The organism is Methylobacterium aerolatum (assembly GCF_022179085.1).
GTDB classification, from domain to species: Bacteria; Pseudomonadota; Alphaproteobacteria; order Rhizobiales; family Beijerinckiaceae; genus Methylobacterium; species Methylobacterium aerolatum.
This window is the reverse complement of sequence record NZ_BPQE01000018.1, coordinates 1-17,684: the sequence shown is the minus strand read 5'-3', so window position 1 is coordinate 17,684 and position 17,684 is coordinate 1. Positions and strand designations below refer to the sequence as shown.

The 17,684-nt window shown below is 71.3% G+C and carries 11 protein-coding genes; 5 read left to right on the top strand and 6 right to left on the bottom strand.

Annotation, left to right across the window (positions count from 1 at the left end; all coding sequences use genetic code 11):
* Nucleotides 1-91: 91 nt before the first annotated feature.
* The 3 genes from MFF06_RS13105 to MFF06_RS13095 form a co-directional block, all read right to left on the bottom strand.
* Complete coding sequence (locus tag MFF06_RS13105; RefSeq protein WP_238204510.1) at nt 92-1,456, bottom strand: aminotransferase class I/II-fold pyridoxal phosphate-dependent enzyme; 1,365 nt, start codon at nt 1,454-1,456, stop codon at nt 92-94.
* Nucleotides 1,453-8,892 carry a type I polyketide synthase gene (locus MFF06_RS13100; protein ID WP_238204508.1) on the bottom strand — a complete coding sequence of 2,480 codons (7,440 nt, stop codon included), beginning with the start codon at nt 8,890-8,892 and terminating at the stop codon, nt 1,453-1,455. Before MFF06_RS13100 ends, MFF06_RS13105 begins: the two co-directional genes overlap by 4 nt.
* A 367-nt stretch (nt 8,893-9,259) precedes the next feature.
* On the bottom strand, nt 9,260-10,591 hold the full coding sequence (locus MFF06_RS13095; RefSeq protein WP_238204505.1) for a UDP-glucose dehydrogenase family protein: 1,332 nt from the start codon (nt 10,589-10,591) through the stop codon (nt 9,260-9,262).
* A 324-nt stretch (nt 10,592-10,915) separates the two neighbouring features.
* Here MFF06_RS13095 and argB point away from each other — a divergent pair, with 324 nt between their 5' ends.
* The 3 genes from argB to MFF06_RS13080 all read left to right on the top strand — a co-directional run bounded on the left by argB (nt 10,916) and on the right by MFF06_RS13080 (nt 13,076).
* Entirely contained in the window at nt 10,916-11,809 is an 894-nt protein-coding gene (gene argB / locus MFF06_RS13090) for an acetylglutamate kinase (RefSeq protein WP_238204504.1), read from the top strand.
* Nucleotides 11,810-11,934: 125 nt separating this feature from the next.
* Complete coding sequence (locus tag MFF06_RS13085) at nt 11,935-12,669, top strand: pyrimidine 5'-nucleotidase (protein ID WP_238204503.1); 735 nt, start codon at nt 11,935-11,937, stop codon at nt 12,667-12,669.
* Nucleotides 12,670-12,683: 14 nt separating this feature from the next.
* Nucleotides 12,684-13,076, top strand: coding sequence for a metallopeptidase family protein (locus MFF06_RS13080; RefSeq protein WP_238204590.1), 393 nt, complete (start codon nt 12,684-12,686; stop codon nt 13,074-13,076).
* Nucleotides 13,077-13,085: 9 nt separating this feature from the next.
* Here the strand turns inward: MFF06_RS13080 and MFF06_RS13075 are convergent, their stop codons facing one another.
* Complete coding sequence (locus MFF06_RS13075; protein WP_238204502.1) at nt 13,086-14,429, bottom strand: aminotransferase-like domain-containing protein; 1,344 nt, start codon at nt 14,427-14,429, stop codon at nt 13,086-13,088.
* A 106-nt stretch (nt 14,430-14,535) separates the two neighbouring features.
* On the opposite strand from MFF06_RS13075, the gene MFF06_RS13070 reads away from it, so the two are divergent.
* Both MFF06_RS13070 and rplS read left to right on the top strand, forming a co-directional pair.
* A complete protein-coding gene (locus MFF06_RS13070) occupies nt 14,536-14,766 on the top strand; it encodes a DUF1127 domain-containing protein (RefSeq protein ID WP_238204501.1) in 231 nt (76 codons plus the stop codon).
* 134 nt (nt 14,767-14,900) lie between these two features.
* Nucleotides 14,901-15,308 carry a 50S ribosomal protein L19 gene (gene rplS / locus MFF06_RS13065; protein WP_238204500.1) on the top strand — a complete coding sequence of 136 codons (408 nt, stop codon included), beginning with the start codon at nt 14,901-14,903 and terminating at the stop codon, nt 15,306-15,308.
* 190 nt (nt 15,309-15,498) lie between these two features.
* Here the strand turns inward: rplS and MFF06_RS13060 are convergent, their stop codons facing one another.
* Together MFF06_RS13060 and MFF06_RS13055 are read right to left on the bottom strand one after the other, a co-directional pair.
* On the bottom strand, nt 15,499-16,104 hold the full coding sequence (locus tag MFF06_RS13060; protein WP_238204491.1) for a LysE family translocator: 606 nt from the start codon (nt 16,102-16,104) through the stop codon (nt 15,499-15,501).
* Between the two features lie 201 nt (nt 16,105-16,305).
* The gene (locus MFF06_RS13055; RefSeq protein ID WP_238204489.1) at nt 16,306-17,550 is read right to left on the bottom strand and encodes a lytic murein transglycosylase; all 1,245 of its coding nucleotides are present in this window, start codon (nt 17,548-17,550) and stop codon (nt 16,306-16,308) included.
* Nucleotides 17,551-17,684: the final 134 nt, after the last annotated feature.

Below are 17,684 nucleotides of genomic sequence, written 5' to 3'. Positions count from 1 at the left end.
TGACGCAGGGCCGAGGGAGCGGCGCCTCCCCGCGCGGCGCGAGGACGGCGGCGGGAATGCGGAAGGGGGGCGAGCCCCCCTTCCAGGGCGATCAGCGCTTGGCGAGCAGCTGCTCGATCAGCGAGCCGCCCTTGTCGATCGCCGCCATCTCCTCCGCCACCGCGGTCACGGTGTCGGTGATCTGCTCCGGCGTGTGCTCGGAGGTAAGGAAGAACCGCAGGCGTGAGCTCCGCTCCGGCACGGCCGGGTGGATGATCGGCTGGACGTTGATGCCGCGCTTGAACAGCCGGTCCGACAGGGTCACCGCCTTCAGCGAATCGCCGACGATGATCGGGATTACCGCCAGCCCGAGGCTGAAGCCCGTGTCGAGGCCGAGCTTGCGCGCGGTGGAGAGGAAGAGCGTGCCGTTCCGGCGCAGGCGCTCGACCCGCTCCGGCTCCGCCTGCATCACGGCGAGTGCCGCCTCGGCGGCGGCCGCGATCGGCGGCGACATGCCGACGCTGTATACGAACCCGCCCGCCGAGTGCTTCAGGTACTCGATCAGGGCGATGGGCCCGCAGATGTAGCCGCCGCAGGCCGACAGGGTCTTGGACAGGGTGCCCATCCAGATGTCGACCTCCTTCGGATCGACACCGCAATGCTCGAACAGGCCAGCACCCGTGCGGCCGGTGACGCCGAGGCCGTGGGCCTCGTCCACCATCAGCCACGCGTCGTAGCGCTTCTTCAGGGCGACGAACCCGGCGAGGTCCGGCGCGTCGCCGTCCATGCTGTACAGGCCCTCGACCACGATGAGCGCCCGGCGGTGCTCGTGCCGGGTCGCCTGGAGGAGGTTCTCCAGGGCGTCGAGGTCGTTATGGGCGAAGGAGCGCCGCTGCGCGCCCGAGAGCTGCACGCCGGTGACGATGCTGTTGTGCGAGAGGGCATCGTGGAACACCACGTCCCCCGCCTCCAGCAGGGCGCCGATGGTCGTGACGTTGGTGGCGTGCCCGCTCACCATCACGACGCAGCCCTGCGTCTGGTAATGGGCGGCCAGCGCCTGCTCCAGGCTGATATGGCCGGGCCGCTCCCCCGCGACGACCCGGCTCGCCGAGGCCGACGTGCCGTAGGACTCGATGGCGTCCCGCGCGGCGGCGCTGACCTTCGGGTGCCCGTTCAGGCCGAGGTAGTCGTAGGAGGAGAAGTTCGTGAAGGACTTCTGGTCGATGCGCGTCGTGGCGCCGGCCTTGGCGTCGTGAACCCGGAAGAACGGGTTGCCGAGGCCGATCAGCTCGGCGGCCGAGCGCTGGAGCTTCAGTTCCCGGTAGCCCGGCAGGTTCTCGAAGTTCTGCGCCGCGCTGGAGCGGGACGTGTCCGGCGTCTTGGCCGCCGCCGGCCGGGGCGTCGTGCGCCCCAGGCGATTCGTCACGAAGCCGGCCAGGGCCGCCCGCCCACCGTCGGGCCGAGCCGATTGAGTCATTGCTGAGTCTCTTTGGTCTCGCGTTCCTTGGCCTCGATGAGGTCCCGGAGCGGGGCGACCGTGCCCGCATCGACCTCACCACCGATGTGCTTGGCCATCAGGCTCATCGCGACACCGGCCGTATCGTCCATGGGGGCGGAAACGGCCTGAATTAAGGACTCGGACAATTCATTCACGGTCATGCCCGAGGAGAGGCCCGCCGGCGGCGCGTCGAGGCCGAAGCGCTCCTGCAGGCTCGCCCCGAGTTCGACGCCCATCAGGGAGTCGAGGCCGATCTCGGAGAGCTGGCGGACCCGGCTGATGTCGTCCTTCGGCAGGCGCAGGATGCGGGCGATGTCCTCGACGATGGCGTCGGAGACGGTCTTGCGCACCGCGTCGATGTCGCCGCCCTTGAGCAGAGCCGCGATGTTGATCGCCTGCACGGCGCCCGCTTCGGCCTGCTGGTCGGAGCCGAGTTCGGCGTAGCTCGGCGAGCGCATCGTCGCCAGGCGCTCGCGCGCCTTGCCCCAATGCATCGCCGCGATGGCGATCACGCCCTCGTCCGGGTCGCTGCCCTGGCTGGAGAGCGCCTCGCCCATCAGGTCGAGGCAGCGGCGGGCCTCCATCGGCGTGACGCCGACGCGACCCGCGAGACCTTCCATCACCGCCTTGTTGCGGGCGAGCATGCCCACGTCGCCGATGGCACCCCAGGCGACCGCGAGGGCCGGCAGACCCTTGCGGCGGCGCTGGCGGGCCAAGCCTTCCATGAAGCCGTTGGCGGCGACGTAGGAGCCCTGGCCCGGATTGCCGATGAAGGTCGTGGCCGAGGAGAACAGCACGAAGTAGTCGAGCGCCCGGTCCCGGGTCGCGGCATCGAGATGCTGCGCGCCGATCACCTTCGGGCCGATCACCGCATCGAGGGCGGCTACGTCGAGGTTCGAGATCAGGCCGTCCTGCAGCACCGCCGCCGCGTGGATCACGCCGGCGAGCTTGGCGCCGCCGCGTTCGATCTCCGCGAGCATCCGGTCGACGCCCGAGCGGCTGGTGATGTCCACGGCCTTGGCCTCGGCCTTCACGCCCCGCGCGGTCAGCTCGGCGAGCGCCGCCTTGGCCTCGTCGCTCGCAGCGCCCTTGCGGCCCGAGAGCACGATGTGCCGCGCCCCCCGGTCCGCGAGCCAGCGCGCCGCCTCCAGGCCGAAGCCGCCGAGGCCGCCGGTGACGAGGTGCACGCCCTCGGCCGAGACGGTGAACGGCGTGACCTTGTCGCGCTTCACCGAGCCGGCCTTCGGCGGGCTGATGACGATCTTCCCGATATGCCCCGATTGCTGCATCAGCCGGAACGCGTCCGAGGTCTCGGCCGCGGTGAAGGGCTGGTACGGCAGGGGCTTGAGGCCACCGTCGTTGAACAGGGCCATCACCTCGCGGAACAGCCGCGCGCCGTCGTCGCCCTGGTGCTGGATCACCTGATCGAGATCGACGCCGAAGTAGCTGAGGTTCCGCCGGAACGGCCGCAGGCCGATATGGGTGTTGGCGACGTAGTCGCGCTTGCCCAGTTCCACGAACCGCCCGAAGGGCCGCAGGGCGTTCAGCGACCGCTCCATCGCCTCGCCGAACAGGCTGTTGAGGACGATGTCCACCCCCGCCCCGGTGATGGCGCGGACGTCGTCCACGAAGGCGAGCGAGCGGGAGTCGAGCACGTGCTCGGCGCCGAGCGCCTTGACAAGGGCGCGCTTCTCGCGGGAGCCGGCCGTGGCGATGACGCGGGCACCCTTGAGCTTGGCGATCTGCAGGGCCGCGAGGCCCACGCCGCCCGCCCCGCCATGGACGAGGACCCATTCCCCGCGCTTCATCCGGGCGCAGGAGACCAGCGCGTAGTAGGCGGTGAGGAAGGCCACCGGCACGGTGGCCGCCGCCATCGGATCGAGGCCCTGCGGCATCGGCGCGACGACGAGGTCCGGCACCACGATATGCGTGGAGAAGCCCGACTGGGCGAAGGCGACGACGGGATCGCCGACCTTGAAGCCCTTCACGCCCGGCCCGACCGCCGTGACGCGCCCGGCGCATTCGAGGCCGAGGCGCGGACCGGCGAAGCCGTCCTCCAGGATCTCCTCCGGGAGCATCGAGAGCGCCCAGAGCACGTCGCGGAAGTTCAGGCCCGTCGCCTCGACGGCGATCTCCATCTCGCCCTTGCCCGGCGCCACCCGCTCGGCGGGGCCCCAGACCATCTCGTTGAGGCCGCCGGTGTTGCTGCGCTCCAGCCGCGCCGCCTCGGCCGGCACGGTGTCGGCCGGGTTGCGGTGGCGGGGACGACCCGCATGGAAGCGGATGACCTGCGTGCGCTCGTCGTCGAGCACGATCTCGGTCTCCGGCGTGCCGGAGAGGATGAGGTCGCGCAGGCGCTCGGAGGCCCGCTTCGAGGTCATCTCGGCGGAGAGGTCGATGCGGCGCACGTCGAGGGTCGGCACCTCGTTGGCGAGCGTCCGCGAGAAGGCCCACACGCCCGCCTCGACATTCGTCGTCTGGCCGCCGCGGTCACGGGTCGCCCCCGGTGCCACGACCCAGAGGCAGGTCGGGCGGGAGCCGAGATGCTCGACGCAGCGCTTGAGGCTCATGCAGCGGTCGCGCAGGCGCTCCGCCGCCTCGCCGCCCCGGGTGAAGGCGCCGGCCAGGAACACCACCGTGTCCGGCGTCTCCTTCTCCAGTTCCTTCAGGGAGGTCTCGGAATCGAGGATGATCGAGACATGCACACCCGCCGCGACGAGGAGCGTCGCGAGGGAGGAGGCGGTCTCGGCGGCGAAGTCGTCGTCCGAGCCGATGATGAAGGCGAAGCTCTGAGCGGGGGCCGGCGCGGGCCGCACGGGGGCTTCGCCCACGAGCAGCAGGTCGTCGCCGTTGCCGGATACCGCCCGGTCCACGGACACGGCGACCAGACCGGCGGCGCTCAGCGAGCGCTGCCAGCCGCCGATATCCTCCAGGCGCCCGAGGGGCAGGCCCCCCACGCTCTCCTCGAACCAGCCCTCGGACAGGCCGAAGACGAGGTCGCGGAACAGGGAGTTGCCGGGCTCCACGGCGACCATCAGGCCGCCGGTGGCCAGCGCCCGGGCGAGGTCGGCCGTCAGGCCGCGGTCGCCCCGGTGCAGGCTTCCCGCCGCCAGGATCAGGTCGACGCTCGCCGGAGCGAGATCCTCGGCCGTCTCCACCACGACTGCGTTGCGGCCCAGGGAGAGGCGGGCGCGTTCGGCGAGGCGCCGGTCGGTCTCAAAGATGGTGAGGCGGGCCTCGGCGCCGCCGGCGAAGGCGGCGGCCTGGGCCGAGAGCGGCCCGAAGCCCACCTGCAGCACCCGCAGGGCACGCTCCTTCGGCAACTGGCCGAGGGCGGCCTCCATCAGGCCCGCGAGGGTTTGGGCGGAATGGCGGGCGGTCGCCGAGCGCATGACGAAGGCGTCGACGGCGCTCGAGGGCGGGCTCGGAAGCTCGGTAATCTTGCCCGCCACCAGCCGCTCGACGCTGGCGCCGACATCGGCGACGAGGACGAGTTCGGCCGACAGTTCGGGGTGATCAGCCGCGATCCAGCGCATGATCTCGTCGGGCGGGGGCAGGGCCGAACCGTCGCCCAGGCGCCACGTCTCGCCCTCGCGCTCGGCGAGGCCGCTGCTCTCCAGCGCGCACAGGGCGTTGACGAGCCAGGGGCGCATCGCCTCGGGCAGGCGCGGGTCGGCCAGGCGGACCGTGCCGCCCTCGCTCAGCCCCTCGGCCGCGCGGAAGGCGAGCGAAGTCGCCCAGCCCTCCAGCAGGAGGTGGCCCGGCGACAGGCCCGTGTCGGCCGGCGCCACGGAGTCGGCGATCAGCGGCCGCAGGCGCGCGGCCACGGAGGGGCGGCGCTCCATCGGGATCGCCGTCGGCTCGGTGGCGAGTTCGGCCACCTGCGACAGGGCGTAGGCGGCGAGGTCGTCGCCGCCCTTGGCGCGCAGCGCCTGGAACCGGCCCTCGCGGATCGTGGCGATCACCTCACCCTCGGCATCGAGGAGGGTGAAGTCGGCCAGGATCGAGCGCTCGTTGCAGCGCCGGGTCCGGATGACCGAGCGGGCGATCACCGCCCCCGGCTTCACAAGGCGGATCTCGCCGAAGCGCACCGGGATGTAGGCCTTGCCGCCGCCCTCGCCGAGGAGGTCGGCGAAGAGCAGGATCAGGCCGTGGAAGCAGGCATCGAGCCGCGACGGCACCAGGGCGTAGCGGGGGTCGGCCTCCGCCGGGGCGAGGTCGGAGACGATGGTCGCCTCGTCCAGGCGGGCGCTGAGTGCGACCTGACGGAAGTTCGGTCCGAAGCCGAGGCCGGACGCCTCGGCGCGGGCGTACAGTTCCTCGCCCGTCAGGCCGTGCTCGCCGCCGGCCTCCAGGTCGAAGCCGCCGAGATCGGGCTTGCGCGGCGGGGCGAACTCACCCTCGACCACCTTGGCCTGGGCGTGGAGCTGCCACGGGGCCTGGGTCAGCCGCGGGCGGCTCAACACCTGGATGCCGTTGCCGGAACCGGCGAGGCGCACCGTCACCTCGCGCAGCGCGTCCTCCGCGAAGACCATCGGGGCGACGATCTCGAACTCGGACAGGATCACCTCGTCGTCGCGCTTGGCGGCGCGGACGGCGGACAGCGCCATCTCCACGAAGCCGGCGCCGGGCATGATCACCTGCCCGTCGACCTTGTGGTCCTCCAGTTCGGGCACCGCGTCGGGATCGACATGGGCGTACCAATCGAGCCCGTCCGCCTCGGCCCGGGAGCCGATCAGCGGGTGGTACGGCCGGGGGCTGAGGGCGCCCGTGCTCTCGGTGGTGTCTGCGAGGCGGAAGGGGCGGCGCTGCCACGGATAGGTCGGCAGCTTCACGTCGCCCTTCGGCGCCGTGCCGAACAGCAGGTCCTCGTCGACCGCCGCGCCGAGCACGAGGGCCGCGTTCACGGCCTTGGCGATCGGATCGCCGCCCGAGGCCTTGCGGTGCATGACGCCGACGGTCGCCACCTCGATTCCGAGGGGCTCCACCGCGTCGCCTACGTGGGACATCAGGGTCGCCCTCGGGCCGACCTCGACGAAGACGCGGGCGCCCTGGCGGGTCGCCGCCTGCACGGCATCGCTGAAGCGCACCGGCTCGCGGATGTTGCGCCACCAGTAGCCGGGGCCGAAATGCGACCCGTCCAGGCTGTCGCCGGTGACGGTGGACATCAGGGTCACCGAGCCGCCGCGCGGCTTGAGCCCGGCGAGGTCGCGCAGGAGCGGCTTCTCGGTCGGGTCCATCAGCCTTCCGTGGAAGGCGTAGGCGAGGTCGAGCTTGCGGCCCCGGCGGCGCTTGCGCGACAGGGCCTTCAGGGCGGCGTCGATATCCGCCACGGGACCGGCGACGGTCACCGCCTTCGGGCTGTTGGTGGCCGCGAGGTCGAGGGTCGGGAAGTCCTTGAGGAAGGCAGGGACCTCCTCCGCCGGCATCAGCAGCACCGCCATGGTGCCCTGGCCGTGCGTCGTCTCCTGGTGGTGGCTGCGGTAGTAGATGACCTTGACCGCATCCTCCAGGCTCAGCACCCCGGCGGCCTCGGCGGCGGCGATCTCGCCGACGCTGTGGCCCAGCACGTAGGACGGGTTGAGTCCCTTGGCCCGCAGGGCGGCGGTGGAAGCGCTCTCGATCGCGAAGATCAGCGGCTGCGAGACGCTCGTGAGCACGAGGCGCTCGTCGAGATCCTCGGCGTAGAGGGCGTCCTTCAGCGACCAGTCGGCATAGCCCTGGAACAGGGTGTCGATCCGGTCGAAGGCGGCACGGAAGGCGGCGTTCTCCTCGTAGGCCTCGCGGCCCATGCCCGCCCACTGGCTGCCGTTGCCCGAATAGACGAAGGCCACCTCGGCGGCGCGGTCCACGGCGGTGCCGGTATGGGCCTCCTCCGCGTCCTCGCCCTCGCCGACGGTGCGCAGCGTCGCGGCGACGTCGGCCTTGCCGTCGAGGGACAGGGCGAGGCGGACGGGCATCCGCTCCCGGCGGTGGGCGACGGCCGCGGCGATGTCGGCGAGCGCGGCGGGCTCCTCCTCCAGGCGCTCGGCGTAGTCGAGGGCGAGGTCGTTGAGGGCCGCGCGGCTCTGGGCCGAGATCAGCAGCACCTGCGGCTCGCGCGCCGCCTGCCCGGCGGCGGCCGGGACCGGGTCGGCATCGGTGATGACGACGTGGGCGTTGGTGCCGCCGAAGCCGAAGGAGTTCACCCCGGCGAAGCGCTGGCGCGTGCCGCGGGTGATCGGCAGCCCCTCGCGCACGACGTGCAGGTTCAGGTCGCCGAAGGGAATGTCGGGGTTCAATTCGGCCGCGTGCAGCGACGGGGGCACGAGGTCGTGCTCCAGGGCCAGCGTCGCCTTCATCAGGCCGGCGAGGCCCGAAACCGGCTCGGTATGGCCGATATTGGTCTTGATCGAGCCGATCGGCAGCGGGCGCGAGCGCCCCTTGCCGAGCTTCGAGCCGATGGCGGACGCCTCGATCGGGTCGCCCACCGGCGTGCCGGTGCCGTGCGCCTCCATGAAGGCGAGGTCGTCGAGGGCGATCTCCGCCTCGCGGTAGACCTTCTCCAGCAGCGCGCCCTGGGCGTAGCCCGAGGGCAGCGAGATGCCGGTGGTCCGGCCGTCGGAGTTGATGCCGCTCGCCGCCACCACGGCGCGGACGGTGGAGCCGGCCCGGCGGGCGGCCTCCGCCGAGCGCAGCACCATCACCACGCCGCCCTCGGACCGCACGTAGCCGTCGGCGTTCTTCGAGAAGGCCTGGCACAGGCCGGTGCGCGAGAGCATCTGCGCGGCGGAGAAGCAGATGAAGTTGAACGGGCTCGCCAGCACGTTGACGCCCGCGACGATGGCGGTGTCGATCCGGCCCGACTGGATCGCCTGGACCGCGTTGTCGAAGGCGACGAGGGACGACGAGCAGGCCGTGTCGACCGTGTAGCTCGGTCCCTTCAGGTCGTAGATGTAGGAGATGCGGTTCGAGAGGATCGACAGCGTGTTGCCCGTGGCCGCGTAGGCGTCGCCCGAGGGCGCGTCCATCACGCGCAGGTTGCCGTAATCCAGGGACGAGGCGCCCACGAACACGCCGATCTGGCTGCCCGCGACCGCCGACGGACGCAGGCCCGCATCCTCCAGCGCCTCCCAGGTCAGTTCGAGCAGCATCCGCTGCTGCGGGTCCATCTGCTCCGCCTCGCGGGGCGAGATGCCGAACACCGCCGGATCGAACGACCAGACGTCGTCGAGGGTGCCCGCCGCGAAGGTGTAGCTCTTGCCGCGCTCGTGGGAGCGGGGGTGGAGGAAGCGTTCGACGGAGAAACGGTCGCCGGGGATCTGGCCGACGGCGCAACGGCCTTCCGACAGAAGCCGCCAGAGCCCGTCCACGCTGGGGGCTCCGGGGAGTCGGCAGGCGCGTCCGACGATCGCGATGTCTGTGCGTTTGGTCACGTTCGGTTCGCGGGCGCTCGTGAAGGGAGTGCGGCTCGGCTCTTAGCGAGTAAGGACCGTCTCACCCCTTAGTATGGCGTCATTGCGGTGTCCAACACGCGCCGGGCGCATCTCATCCGGGAAAACAGAAATTGCTGTCCCATGTGACATGTATTCATCAGGGGCGGTCACCAATCCCGCCCCAGAAAAGCCAAGTTCGATCGTGGCCGGTGGTCAATAGCTTGCCAAGTCGATTATCAGAATTGGCGAATTTCGAACAGAGGCAGGGAAAAAAGCCTGCGAGGTCAGCGGCGGACAAGGCAAAACTGCCCGCCAGCATCTTCGGTACAAATAGTGTATTCGTCTTGGCAACGACAGTCGGCGAGGGTCAACGGGTGGGTGAGCTCATATCTCCCTGGCCGCGGCCGATGCCTTGATAGGCAAATCCGTGCTGCGCCGCGATCGCGGGATCGTAGATATTGCGGAGATCGACCAGCACGGCGCCGCGCATCGCGGTCCGAAGCCGGTCGAGATCGAGGGCGCGGAAGGCGTTCCACTCCGTGACGATGACCAGCGCGTCCGCCCCCTCGGCGCAGGAATAGATGTCCTCGGCGAATGTGACCCCCGGCAGGAGCGGGCGCGCCTGCTCGATCCCCTCGGGATCGTAGGCGCGCACGCTCGCCCCCGCATCCTGCAGCCCCGCCGTGATCGCCAGCGACGGCGCGTCGCGCATGTCGTCCGTGTCCGGCTTGAAGGTGAGGCCGAGCAGGGCGATGGTCTTGCCGCGCACCGATCCACCGCAGGCCCGCACGACCTTCCGGGCCATCGCCCGCTTGCGCTGGTCGTTGACCGCCACCACCGTCTCCACGAGCCGCAGCGGCGTGCCCGCGTCCTGGGCCGTCTTGGCGAGGGCCAGGGTGTCCTTGGGGAAGCAGGATCCGCCGTAGCCCGGCCCGGCATGGAGGAACTTGCCGCCGATGCGCTTGTCGAGGCCGATGCCGCGGGCCACCGCCTGCACGTCGGCGCCCACCGCCTCGCACAGGTCGGCCATCTCGTTGATGAAGGTGATCTTGGCGGCCAGGAAGGCGTTGGCGGCGTACTTGGTGAGCTCGGCCGTGCGCCGACCGGTCACGAGGATCGGCGCGGCGTTGAGGTAGAGCGGGCGGTAGACCTCTCGCATCACCGCCTCGGCCCTGGCGTCCTCGGTGCCCACGACGATCCGGTCGGGGCGCTTGAAGTCGCCGATGGCCGCGCCCTCGCGCAGGAATTCGGGATTAGAGACCACGGCGAAGTCGGCGGCCGGGTTGGCCTCGCGGATGATCCGCTCCACCTCGTCGCCGGTGCCCACCGGCACGGTCGATTTCGTCACCACCACGGTGTAGCCGGACAACGCCCCGGCGATCTCGCGGGCCGCCTCGTAGACGTAGGACAGGTCGGCGAAGCCGTCGCCCCGGCGGGAGGGCGTGCCGACGGCGATGAACACGGCGTCGGCCTGGGCCACCGCCTCGCGCAGCTCGGTGCGGAAGGAGAGGCGGCCCTGGCGGACGTTGTCGGCCACCAGCGCGTCGAGGCCGGGCTCGAAGATCGGCATCCGGCCCGCTTCGAGGGCGGCGATTTTGGCGGGATCGTGATCGATGCAGACCACCTCGTGGCCGAAATCCGCGAGGCACGCGCCCGATACGAGCCCGACATACCCCGCACCCGTCATCGCAATGCGCATGGCGCCTCCCGGCGCGGCCCACCCGCGATGCCGCAGCGCAGCATGCGTCGGGAACCGCGCCAACGCAACCGGACCGCCCCCGCGGCGGCCTCCGTTGATGCGGGGGAGCAACACCGTGAAATCGCGACGGTTTTTTGACACGCCGCGCGGGCTTGCGGGCGCCGCGCCCCGGCCTCCCGTCGCGGCTTCTCAAGGCCCGCCGATCTCCTGTAGAAGACGGCGCCCCGGGGGATGCCTTGCACCCTCGAAGGACGCCCCGGCCCCGGAGGCGCCTCCGGGGCCGTGAAGCCCCGGACGGGGGCGGGAGACCGGCAAAGGACCGCGATGACCGAACTGCCGAACGTGCATGTGCGCGCCGAGATCCTCGCCCAGGCGCTGCCCCACATGCAGCGCTACGATCAGGAGATCGTCCTCATCAAGTATGGCGGGCACGCCATGGGCGACGCGGCGGCGGCGCAGACCTTCGCGCAGGACGTGGTGCTGCTGGAGCAGTCGGGCCTCAAGCCCCTCGTCGTCCACGGCGGCGGCCCGCAGATCGGCAAGATGCTCGACCGGCTCGGCATCCAGTCCGAGTTCCGGGGCGGCCTGCGCGTCACCGATGCCGCCACCGTCGAGGTGGTCGAGATGGTGCTCGCCGGCTCCATCAACAAACAGATCGTCGGCTGGATCTCGGGCCAGGGCGGCCGGGCCATCGGCCTGTGCGGCAAGGACGGCAACATGGTCCGCGCCAAGCGCGCCATGAAGACGTTTCGCGATCCCGAGAGCAACGTGGAGCAGGTCCTCGACCTCGGCCTCGTGGGCGAGCCGGACCACGTCGAGCGCGGCGTGCTCGACGCGGTGCTGAAGGCGGAGCTGATCCCGGTCCTCGCGCCGGTGGCCTACGGCGCCGACGGGCAGACCTACAACGTCAACGCCGACACCTTCGCCGGGGCCATCGCCGGGGCGCTGCGGGCCAAGCGCCTGCTGCTGCTCACCGACGTGCCGGGCGTGCTCGACAAGAACAAGAAGCTCATCCCGGAACTCACGGTGGAGGATTGCCGCCGGCTCATCGCCGACGGCACCATCACCGGCGGCATGATCCCGAAGATCGAGACCTGCATGTACGCCCTCGACCGGGGCGTGGAGGCGGTGGTCATCCTCGACGGCAAGGTGAACCACGCCGTGCTGCTGGAGCTCTTCACGAATTACGGCGCCGGCACGCTGATTCGCCGGGGCTAAGCCGGCGCGGCACGCCTCTTGCCGGGCGTCGGCGTGCCCGGCGGGGGCGCGCTGGCAACCTCGGCCGTTTCCGCGCATTGATGTCGCCCGGCTCCGGCCGCCCCTCTCGCCCGCGACGGACCCCCGTGTACCAGCCGACGCACGATCACTTCTCCGCACCGGATTCCCGGGGTTTCGGCCACGTGGATACCTGGGTGTTCGACCTCGACAACACGCTCTACCCGAGCGACGCGATGGTGTGGCCGCAGGTCGACGAGCGAATCACCCTGTACGTCATGCAGCTCTACGGGCTCGATGCGCTCTCGGCGCGGGCGCTGCAGAAGTACTTCTACCACCGCTACGGGACGACCCTGAAGGCGCTGATGGTGGAGGAGGACGTGGACCCCCACCACTTCCTCGACTTCGCCCACGACATCGACCACTCGACGATCAAGCTCGACGAAGCCCTCGGCGCGGCCATCGAGCGCCTGCCCGGCCGCAAGCTGATCCTCACCAACGGCTCCCGGCGCCACGCGGAGAACGTCGCCGCCAAGCTCGGCATCCTCGACCATTTCGAGGACGTGTTCGACATCGCCGCCGCCGACTTCGTGCCCAAGCCCGAGCGCGTCACCTACGAGCGTTTCATGCGCCTCCACGGCGTCGAGCCGACCCGCGCCGCCCTCTTCGAGGACATCGCCCGCAACCTCGCCGTGCCGCACGACCTCGGCATGGCCACTGTGCTGGTGGTGCCCCGGATCGTCGACCCCTACCGGGAGGCCTTCGAGCAGGAGGCGGTGCAGGAGCCCCATATCGACCACATCACCGACGACCTCGCGGGCTTCCTCACGACCTGCGTCCAGCCCCAGGCCGAGGGCGCGTGAGCGACCTCGCGACGATGCGGGCGCCCGGCCTCGCGGAGATCGAGGCGCTGGCCCACGACGCCTTCGCCGCCCTCCCGGCCGAATTCCGGGCCCTGTGCGAGGGCGTCGCGATCCACGTGGACGACTTTCCCGACGGCGAGACCCTCGACGAGATGGGCTGCGAGAGCGAGTTCGACCTGCTGGGCCTGTTCCGGGGCGTCGGCCTTGCCCAATCCGGCGAGGTCGAGACCGGCCGGATGCCCAACGCCGTCTGGCTCTATCGCCGCCCCCTCCTCGACTACTGGGCCGAGCACGGCGAGACGCTGGGCGACCTCGTCACCCACGTCCTCGTCCACGAGATCGGCCACCATTTCGGCCTGTCGGACGACGACATGGCCCGGATCGAGGCGGCGGCGGAGTCCGACTGACCGCGGCGCCTACTCCACCACCTGCTCATCGCCCGCCAGCGCGAGGTCGCGCAGCCGCTCCAGCGCCCCGACGAGATCCCCGTGGGACGGGGCGGCCAGCGCGATCCGCACCGCGTTCTGCGCATGGCCGGGGGCTACCGCGAAGGCGGAGGCGGGGATGAGGGCGATTCCCCTCCGGAGGGCGGCGGTGGCGTAGGCCTCCGCCCGCCAGATCTCCGGCAGGCGCAGCCACAGGTGGTAGGCTCGCCCATCGCCCACCACCTCCAGTCCGGCCAGCGCGGAACGGGCGAGGTCCTGCCGCGCCCGCGCGTCCTGGCGCTTGATCGCGGCCAGACGCTCCGCTGTCCCGTCGCCCATCCATTGCACGCCCGCCGCGAGGGGGAACCCCGTCGCCGACCAGCCGCCCTGCCTCAGGGCGACGCCCAGCCGGTCGCCGAGGCCGGTCCCGGGGGGCGCTCCCAACATGCCGATCGTGAGGCCGGGGGCGACGCGCTTCGACAGGCTGTCTACGAAGATGACGTGGGCCGGCGCGAGGGCGGCGAGCGGCGGCAGGTCGCCGAAGAAGCCGTAGACCGCGTCCTCGATGGCCACGAGGCCGGTGCGTTCGAGGACGGCGGCGAGGTCGGTCCGGCGACGAAGGCCCATCGTCGCGCCCAGCGGATTCTGCAGGCTCGGCTGGAGATAGAGGCCGCTCAGCGGGGTGGCGCGGTGGGCCTGCAGGATCGCCTCGGGGCAGACCCCCTCCTCGTCCATGGCGAGGGGAATGAGGGCGATGCCGAGATGCGCGGCGATGCCCTTCACCACGGGATAGGTCAGCGGCTCGCAGCCGATCCGCTCGCCCGCCGAGGCGAGGGTCGCCAGCGCGGCGGCGATGGCTTGGCGCCCGTTGCCCGCGAAGCGGATGTCGGCGGGGCTCGGCGCGTAGTCGCCCGAGGTCAGGAACCGGGCCGCGACCGCCTGCGCCTGGGGCGTGCCGGTAGGGCCGTATTGCTGGAGTGCGGCCTCGACGGCCCCCGTGCGGGCGAGCCTCGCCAGGGTTTCCGCGACCACCGTTTCCTGCTCGGGCAGGTAGGTGACCGTCCGTTGAAGGTCGATGGCGCTTGAAGGGGGCTCCACCGGCACCGACCGCGGCCCGCCGAGATCGGTCCGGACATAGGTCCCGCGTCCGACCTCCCCGATCACCAGCCCCCGCCGGGCCAGCTCCGCGTAGACGCGGCTCGCCGTCGAGACGGCGATGCCCCGCGCGTAGGCGAACTCCCGCTGCGGCGGCAGCCGGTCGCCGGGGCGGAGGCGGCCGGCCGCCATGTCGGCGGCGACCTCGTCGGCCACCTCGCGAAAGTCCCTCGACGGCATAATTGCTCCGAGATCAATGTTTCAATTGCACCGATATGCATATCGGTGCAATTCGAGCCACGCAATCCCGGCCGGACTGCTCCCCACCTCGTCAGGATCAGCCGTCATGTCCGTCATCCCGTTTCCCTCGTCGGCGTCACCCGCTTTCCCGGCCTGCGAGACCGTCGGCAGGCCCTCGGAGGCCACCGCTCCGCGAGCGTCCCTGCCGGCCCTCTGGCTACGGCGGTGGCGGGGCCGCAAGGTGCTCGCTGCCCTCAGCCCGGATCAGATCCGCGATGCGGACCTCGACCCCTATGCGGTGCGCCTGGAGGCAACGAAGCCGTTCTGGCGGGCGTGAGGGCAGGACGCATCGGGATGGTCGACAAAGCCGCCGCGCTGGTGTAGGCACCGCGCCAACTCACAACAGGATCGCCGAAATCCTGGTGCTCGCCCCCCACACGGGCGGTCGGGCGCGACGGCTGGAGCATTGTCATGAACATCATCGAGCAGCTGGAGCGCGAGGAAGTCGCGCGCCTTGCCAAGACCATTCCCGATTTCGAGCCGGGCGACACGGTCATCGTCAACGTCCGCGTGAAGGAAGGCGAGCGCACCCGCGTCCAGGCCTACGAGGGCGTCTGCATCGCCCGGTCCGGCGGTGGCCTCAACGAGAGCTTCACCGTCCGCAAGATCTCTTACGGCGAGGGCGTCGAGCGCGTCTTCCCGGTGCACTCCCCGATGATCGATTCGATCAAGGTGGTCCGCCGCGGCAAGGTCCGTCGCGCCAAGCTGTACTACCTGCGCGACCGTCGCGGGAAGTCGGCCCGTATCGTCGAGCGCAACGACCGCACCGCGAAGCCGGCCAAGGGTGCTCCGGCCGCCGCGCCGGCCGCCGCCGAGTAATCTTCTTGGAATATCGGGGCGGCGATCGCCGCCCCGGACGAAAGCCCGCCCGGCCCTGGCCGCGGCGGGTTTTTTCATGGCGCCGACCGTCCTTGCGAGCGCGAGCGGACGCCATCCGGGGATGCGCCCTCGCCGGCAGGCGTCCCGCCGCCCTGGATCGCGTCGCTCCGCCCGCGAAGACGGTGTACCGTCAGGGCTGACGCGCGAGGGCCAGGCCGAGCCCGGCGCCGAAGAAGAAGGTCGCCCCGAGGCGGTTGCGCAGGCGCGCGGGCATCGCGGCGACGGCCCGCAGGCGCGCGGCGAGGATGGCCCAGGTCGAATCGAGGGCCGCCGACAGGGCGAGGAAGGTCAGGGCCAGCATCGTGAGCTGCGAGACCGCCTCGGGACCGGGCTGCACGAACTGAGGCAGGAAGGCCCCGAAGAACAGAAGCGTCTTCGGATTCGTCAGCGAGACGAAGAATCCCCGCGCCAGGGTGCGCCCCGTGCCCACGGGCTTCTCCACCACCGGGCCGGGACCCGCCCGCCATGCGAGGATCGCGAGCACCACGAGATAGGCGACGCCGACCCAGCGCAGGACCTCGAACCACGCGGCCGAGAGGGTCAACAGGACGCCGGCCCCCAGCACGACGAGCGTCAGCTGGATCACCATGGCCAGCATCGCCCCGACCACGGTGGTGAGCCCGGCGCGCACGCCCCGGGTGAGGCTCGTCGCCAGGATCAGCGCGACGTTGGGACCGGGCAGCAGGATCAGCCCGACCGAGGCGCCGACGAAGGTGAGGTAAACGGAGAGAGACATCGCGGACCTGCGAATCGACGGCCCGAGCCTAGACCATGGCCGGACGGATTGAGCCACACCCGTCGATGAAACCCAGGTCGTCTCTGCGAGCGGAGCGAAGCCGTCGAGGAAGGCGCACCGTTCGGAGGCGTCCCGCTGCCCTGGATGGCTTCGCTGTCACTCGCAGCGACGAAGGGTGCGAGCGCCGGGGCGATGGACCTCCTATCGCCGCAGGGCTTCGAGCACCTTGCCGCCGGGTCGTCCGGTGGCGGGCATGCCGAGCTTGCGCTCGATATCCTTGATGGCGTCGCGGGTCTTCTGGCCGACCTTGCCGTCCGGCTCGCCGACATCGTAGCCCATGCTGGCCAAGCGCACCTGCAGGTCGCGGCGCTCCGCGCGGGACAGGGGCGGGTCGTCCGTCGGCCACGCCGTCTGCACGCCGGGGCGCCCGCGCAGGCGATCCGACAGGACGGCGATGGCGAGTCCGTAGGATTCGGCGGCGTTGTAGGAGTAGATCGCGTCGAAGTTCTTCGTCACGAGGAAGGCCGGGCCGTCGGCGCCGGCTGGCGCGATGATCCCCGCCGGGCCCTCGCCGGAGAGGGGGCGCCCGTCGATCCGAGTCACGCCCAGCGACGCCCAGTGCGAGACCGGCTTCTTGTTCTTGCGCCCGGCGGCGGAGACGCTGAAGGAGGCGGGCAGGCGGACCTCGTAGCCCCAGGGCTGGCCGTTCTGCCACTTGGCGACGTGCAGGAAGTTGGCGGTGGAGGCGACTGCGTCGGCGACTGAATCCACCACGTCGCGGCGCCCGTCGCCGTCGCCGTCCACGGCGAGGCGCTGGTAGGTGGTCGGCATGAACTGGGTCTGGCCGAAGGCGCCCGCCCAGGAGCCGGTGAGCCGCGAGGGCGCGATGTCGCCCCGGTCGATGATCTTCAGGGTGGCCATCAGCTCGCCCCGGAAGAAGTCCCGGCGGCGGTTGCCGGAGCAGGCCAGGGTGGCGAGGGACTGCACCAGCGGCATCTTGCCGAGGTTCTTGCCGAAGTTCGATTCGACGCCCCACACGGCGGCGATGGTGTAGCGATCGACGCCGAAGCGGGCCTCGGCGCGGGCGAGCGCGTCGGCGTGCTGGCGCATGGCGGCGCGGCCGTCCTCGACCCGCTCGTCGTCGACGAGGGCGGCCATGTAGTCCCAGATCGGCGTCTTGAACTCGGGCTGCGCCTGCGAGAGCTCGATCACCTTGTCGTCGTAACTGATGCCGGCGGTGGCCGCGTCGAAGGCCCGCGACGAGATCCCCGCCGCCGCGGCCTGGGAGCGGAGACCCGCGAGGCACCCGTCGAAATCGGCGAGGGCCGGGCCGGCGAGCAGACCCAGCGCCACGCTCGCGGCCAAGCCGGTCGCCAAGCCGGTCGCCAAGCCCGTTACCAAGTTCAGGGCCGCGCCCGTGGTGTGTCCGGTGGGCGGCTTCGGCATGGCGCTGGTCCTCAGGTCGGCGGGCGGAGACTGGGCCCGAATTCAGGCGACATGAGGGTTAACGAAGGGTGACGGAACGCCGCCCGCCCCGGCGCCGGAGCGCCTACCGCGAATAGGAGTAGGTCGCGGCGCCC

Coding starts and splice junctions, on each gene's coding strand:
- MFF06_RS13070 (WP_238204501.1), top strand. CDS start 14,536: ATGTCCGTCATCCCGTTTCCCTCGTCGGCGTCACCCGCTTTCCCGGCC.
- rplS (WP_238204500.1), top strand. CDS start 14,901: ATGAACATCATCGAGCAGCTGGAGCGCGAGGAAGTCGCGCGCCTTGCC.
- MFF06_RS13080 (WP_238204590.1), top strand. CDS start 12,684: ATGCGGGCGCCCGGCCTCGCGGAGATCGAGGCGCTGGCCCACGACGCC.
- MFF06_RS13095 (WP_238204505.1), bottom strand. CDS start 10,591: ATGCGCATTGCGATGACGGGTGCGGGGTATGTCGGGCTCGTATCGGGC.
- MFF06_RS13105 (WP_238204510.1), bottom strand. CDS start 1,456: ATGACTCAATCGGCTCGGCCCGACGGTGGGCGGGCGGCCCTGGCCGGC.
- argB (WP_238204504.1), top strand. CDS start 10,916: ATGACCGAACTGCCGAACGTGCATGTGCGCGCCGAGATCCTCGCCCAG.
- MFF06_RS13075 (WP_238204502.1), bottom strand. CDS start 14,429: ATGCCGTCGAGGGACTTTCGCGAGGTGGCCGACGAGGTCGCCGCCGAC.
- MFF06_RS13055 (WP_238204489.1), bottom strand. CDS start 17,550: ATGCCGAAGCCGCCCACCGGACACACCACGGGCGCGGCCCTGAACTTG.
- MFF06_RS13060 (WP_238204491.1), bottom strand. CDS start 16,104: ATGTCTCTCTCCGTTTACCTCACCTTCGTCGGCGCCTCGGTCGGGCTG.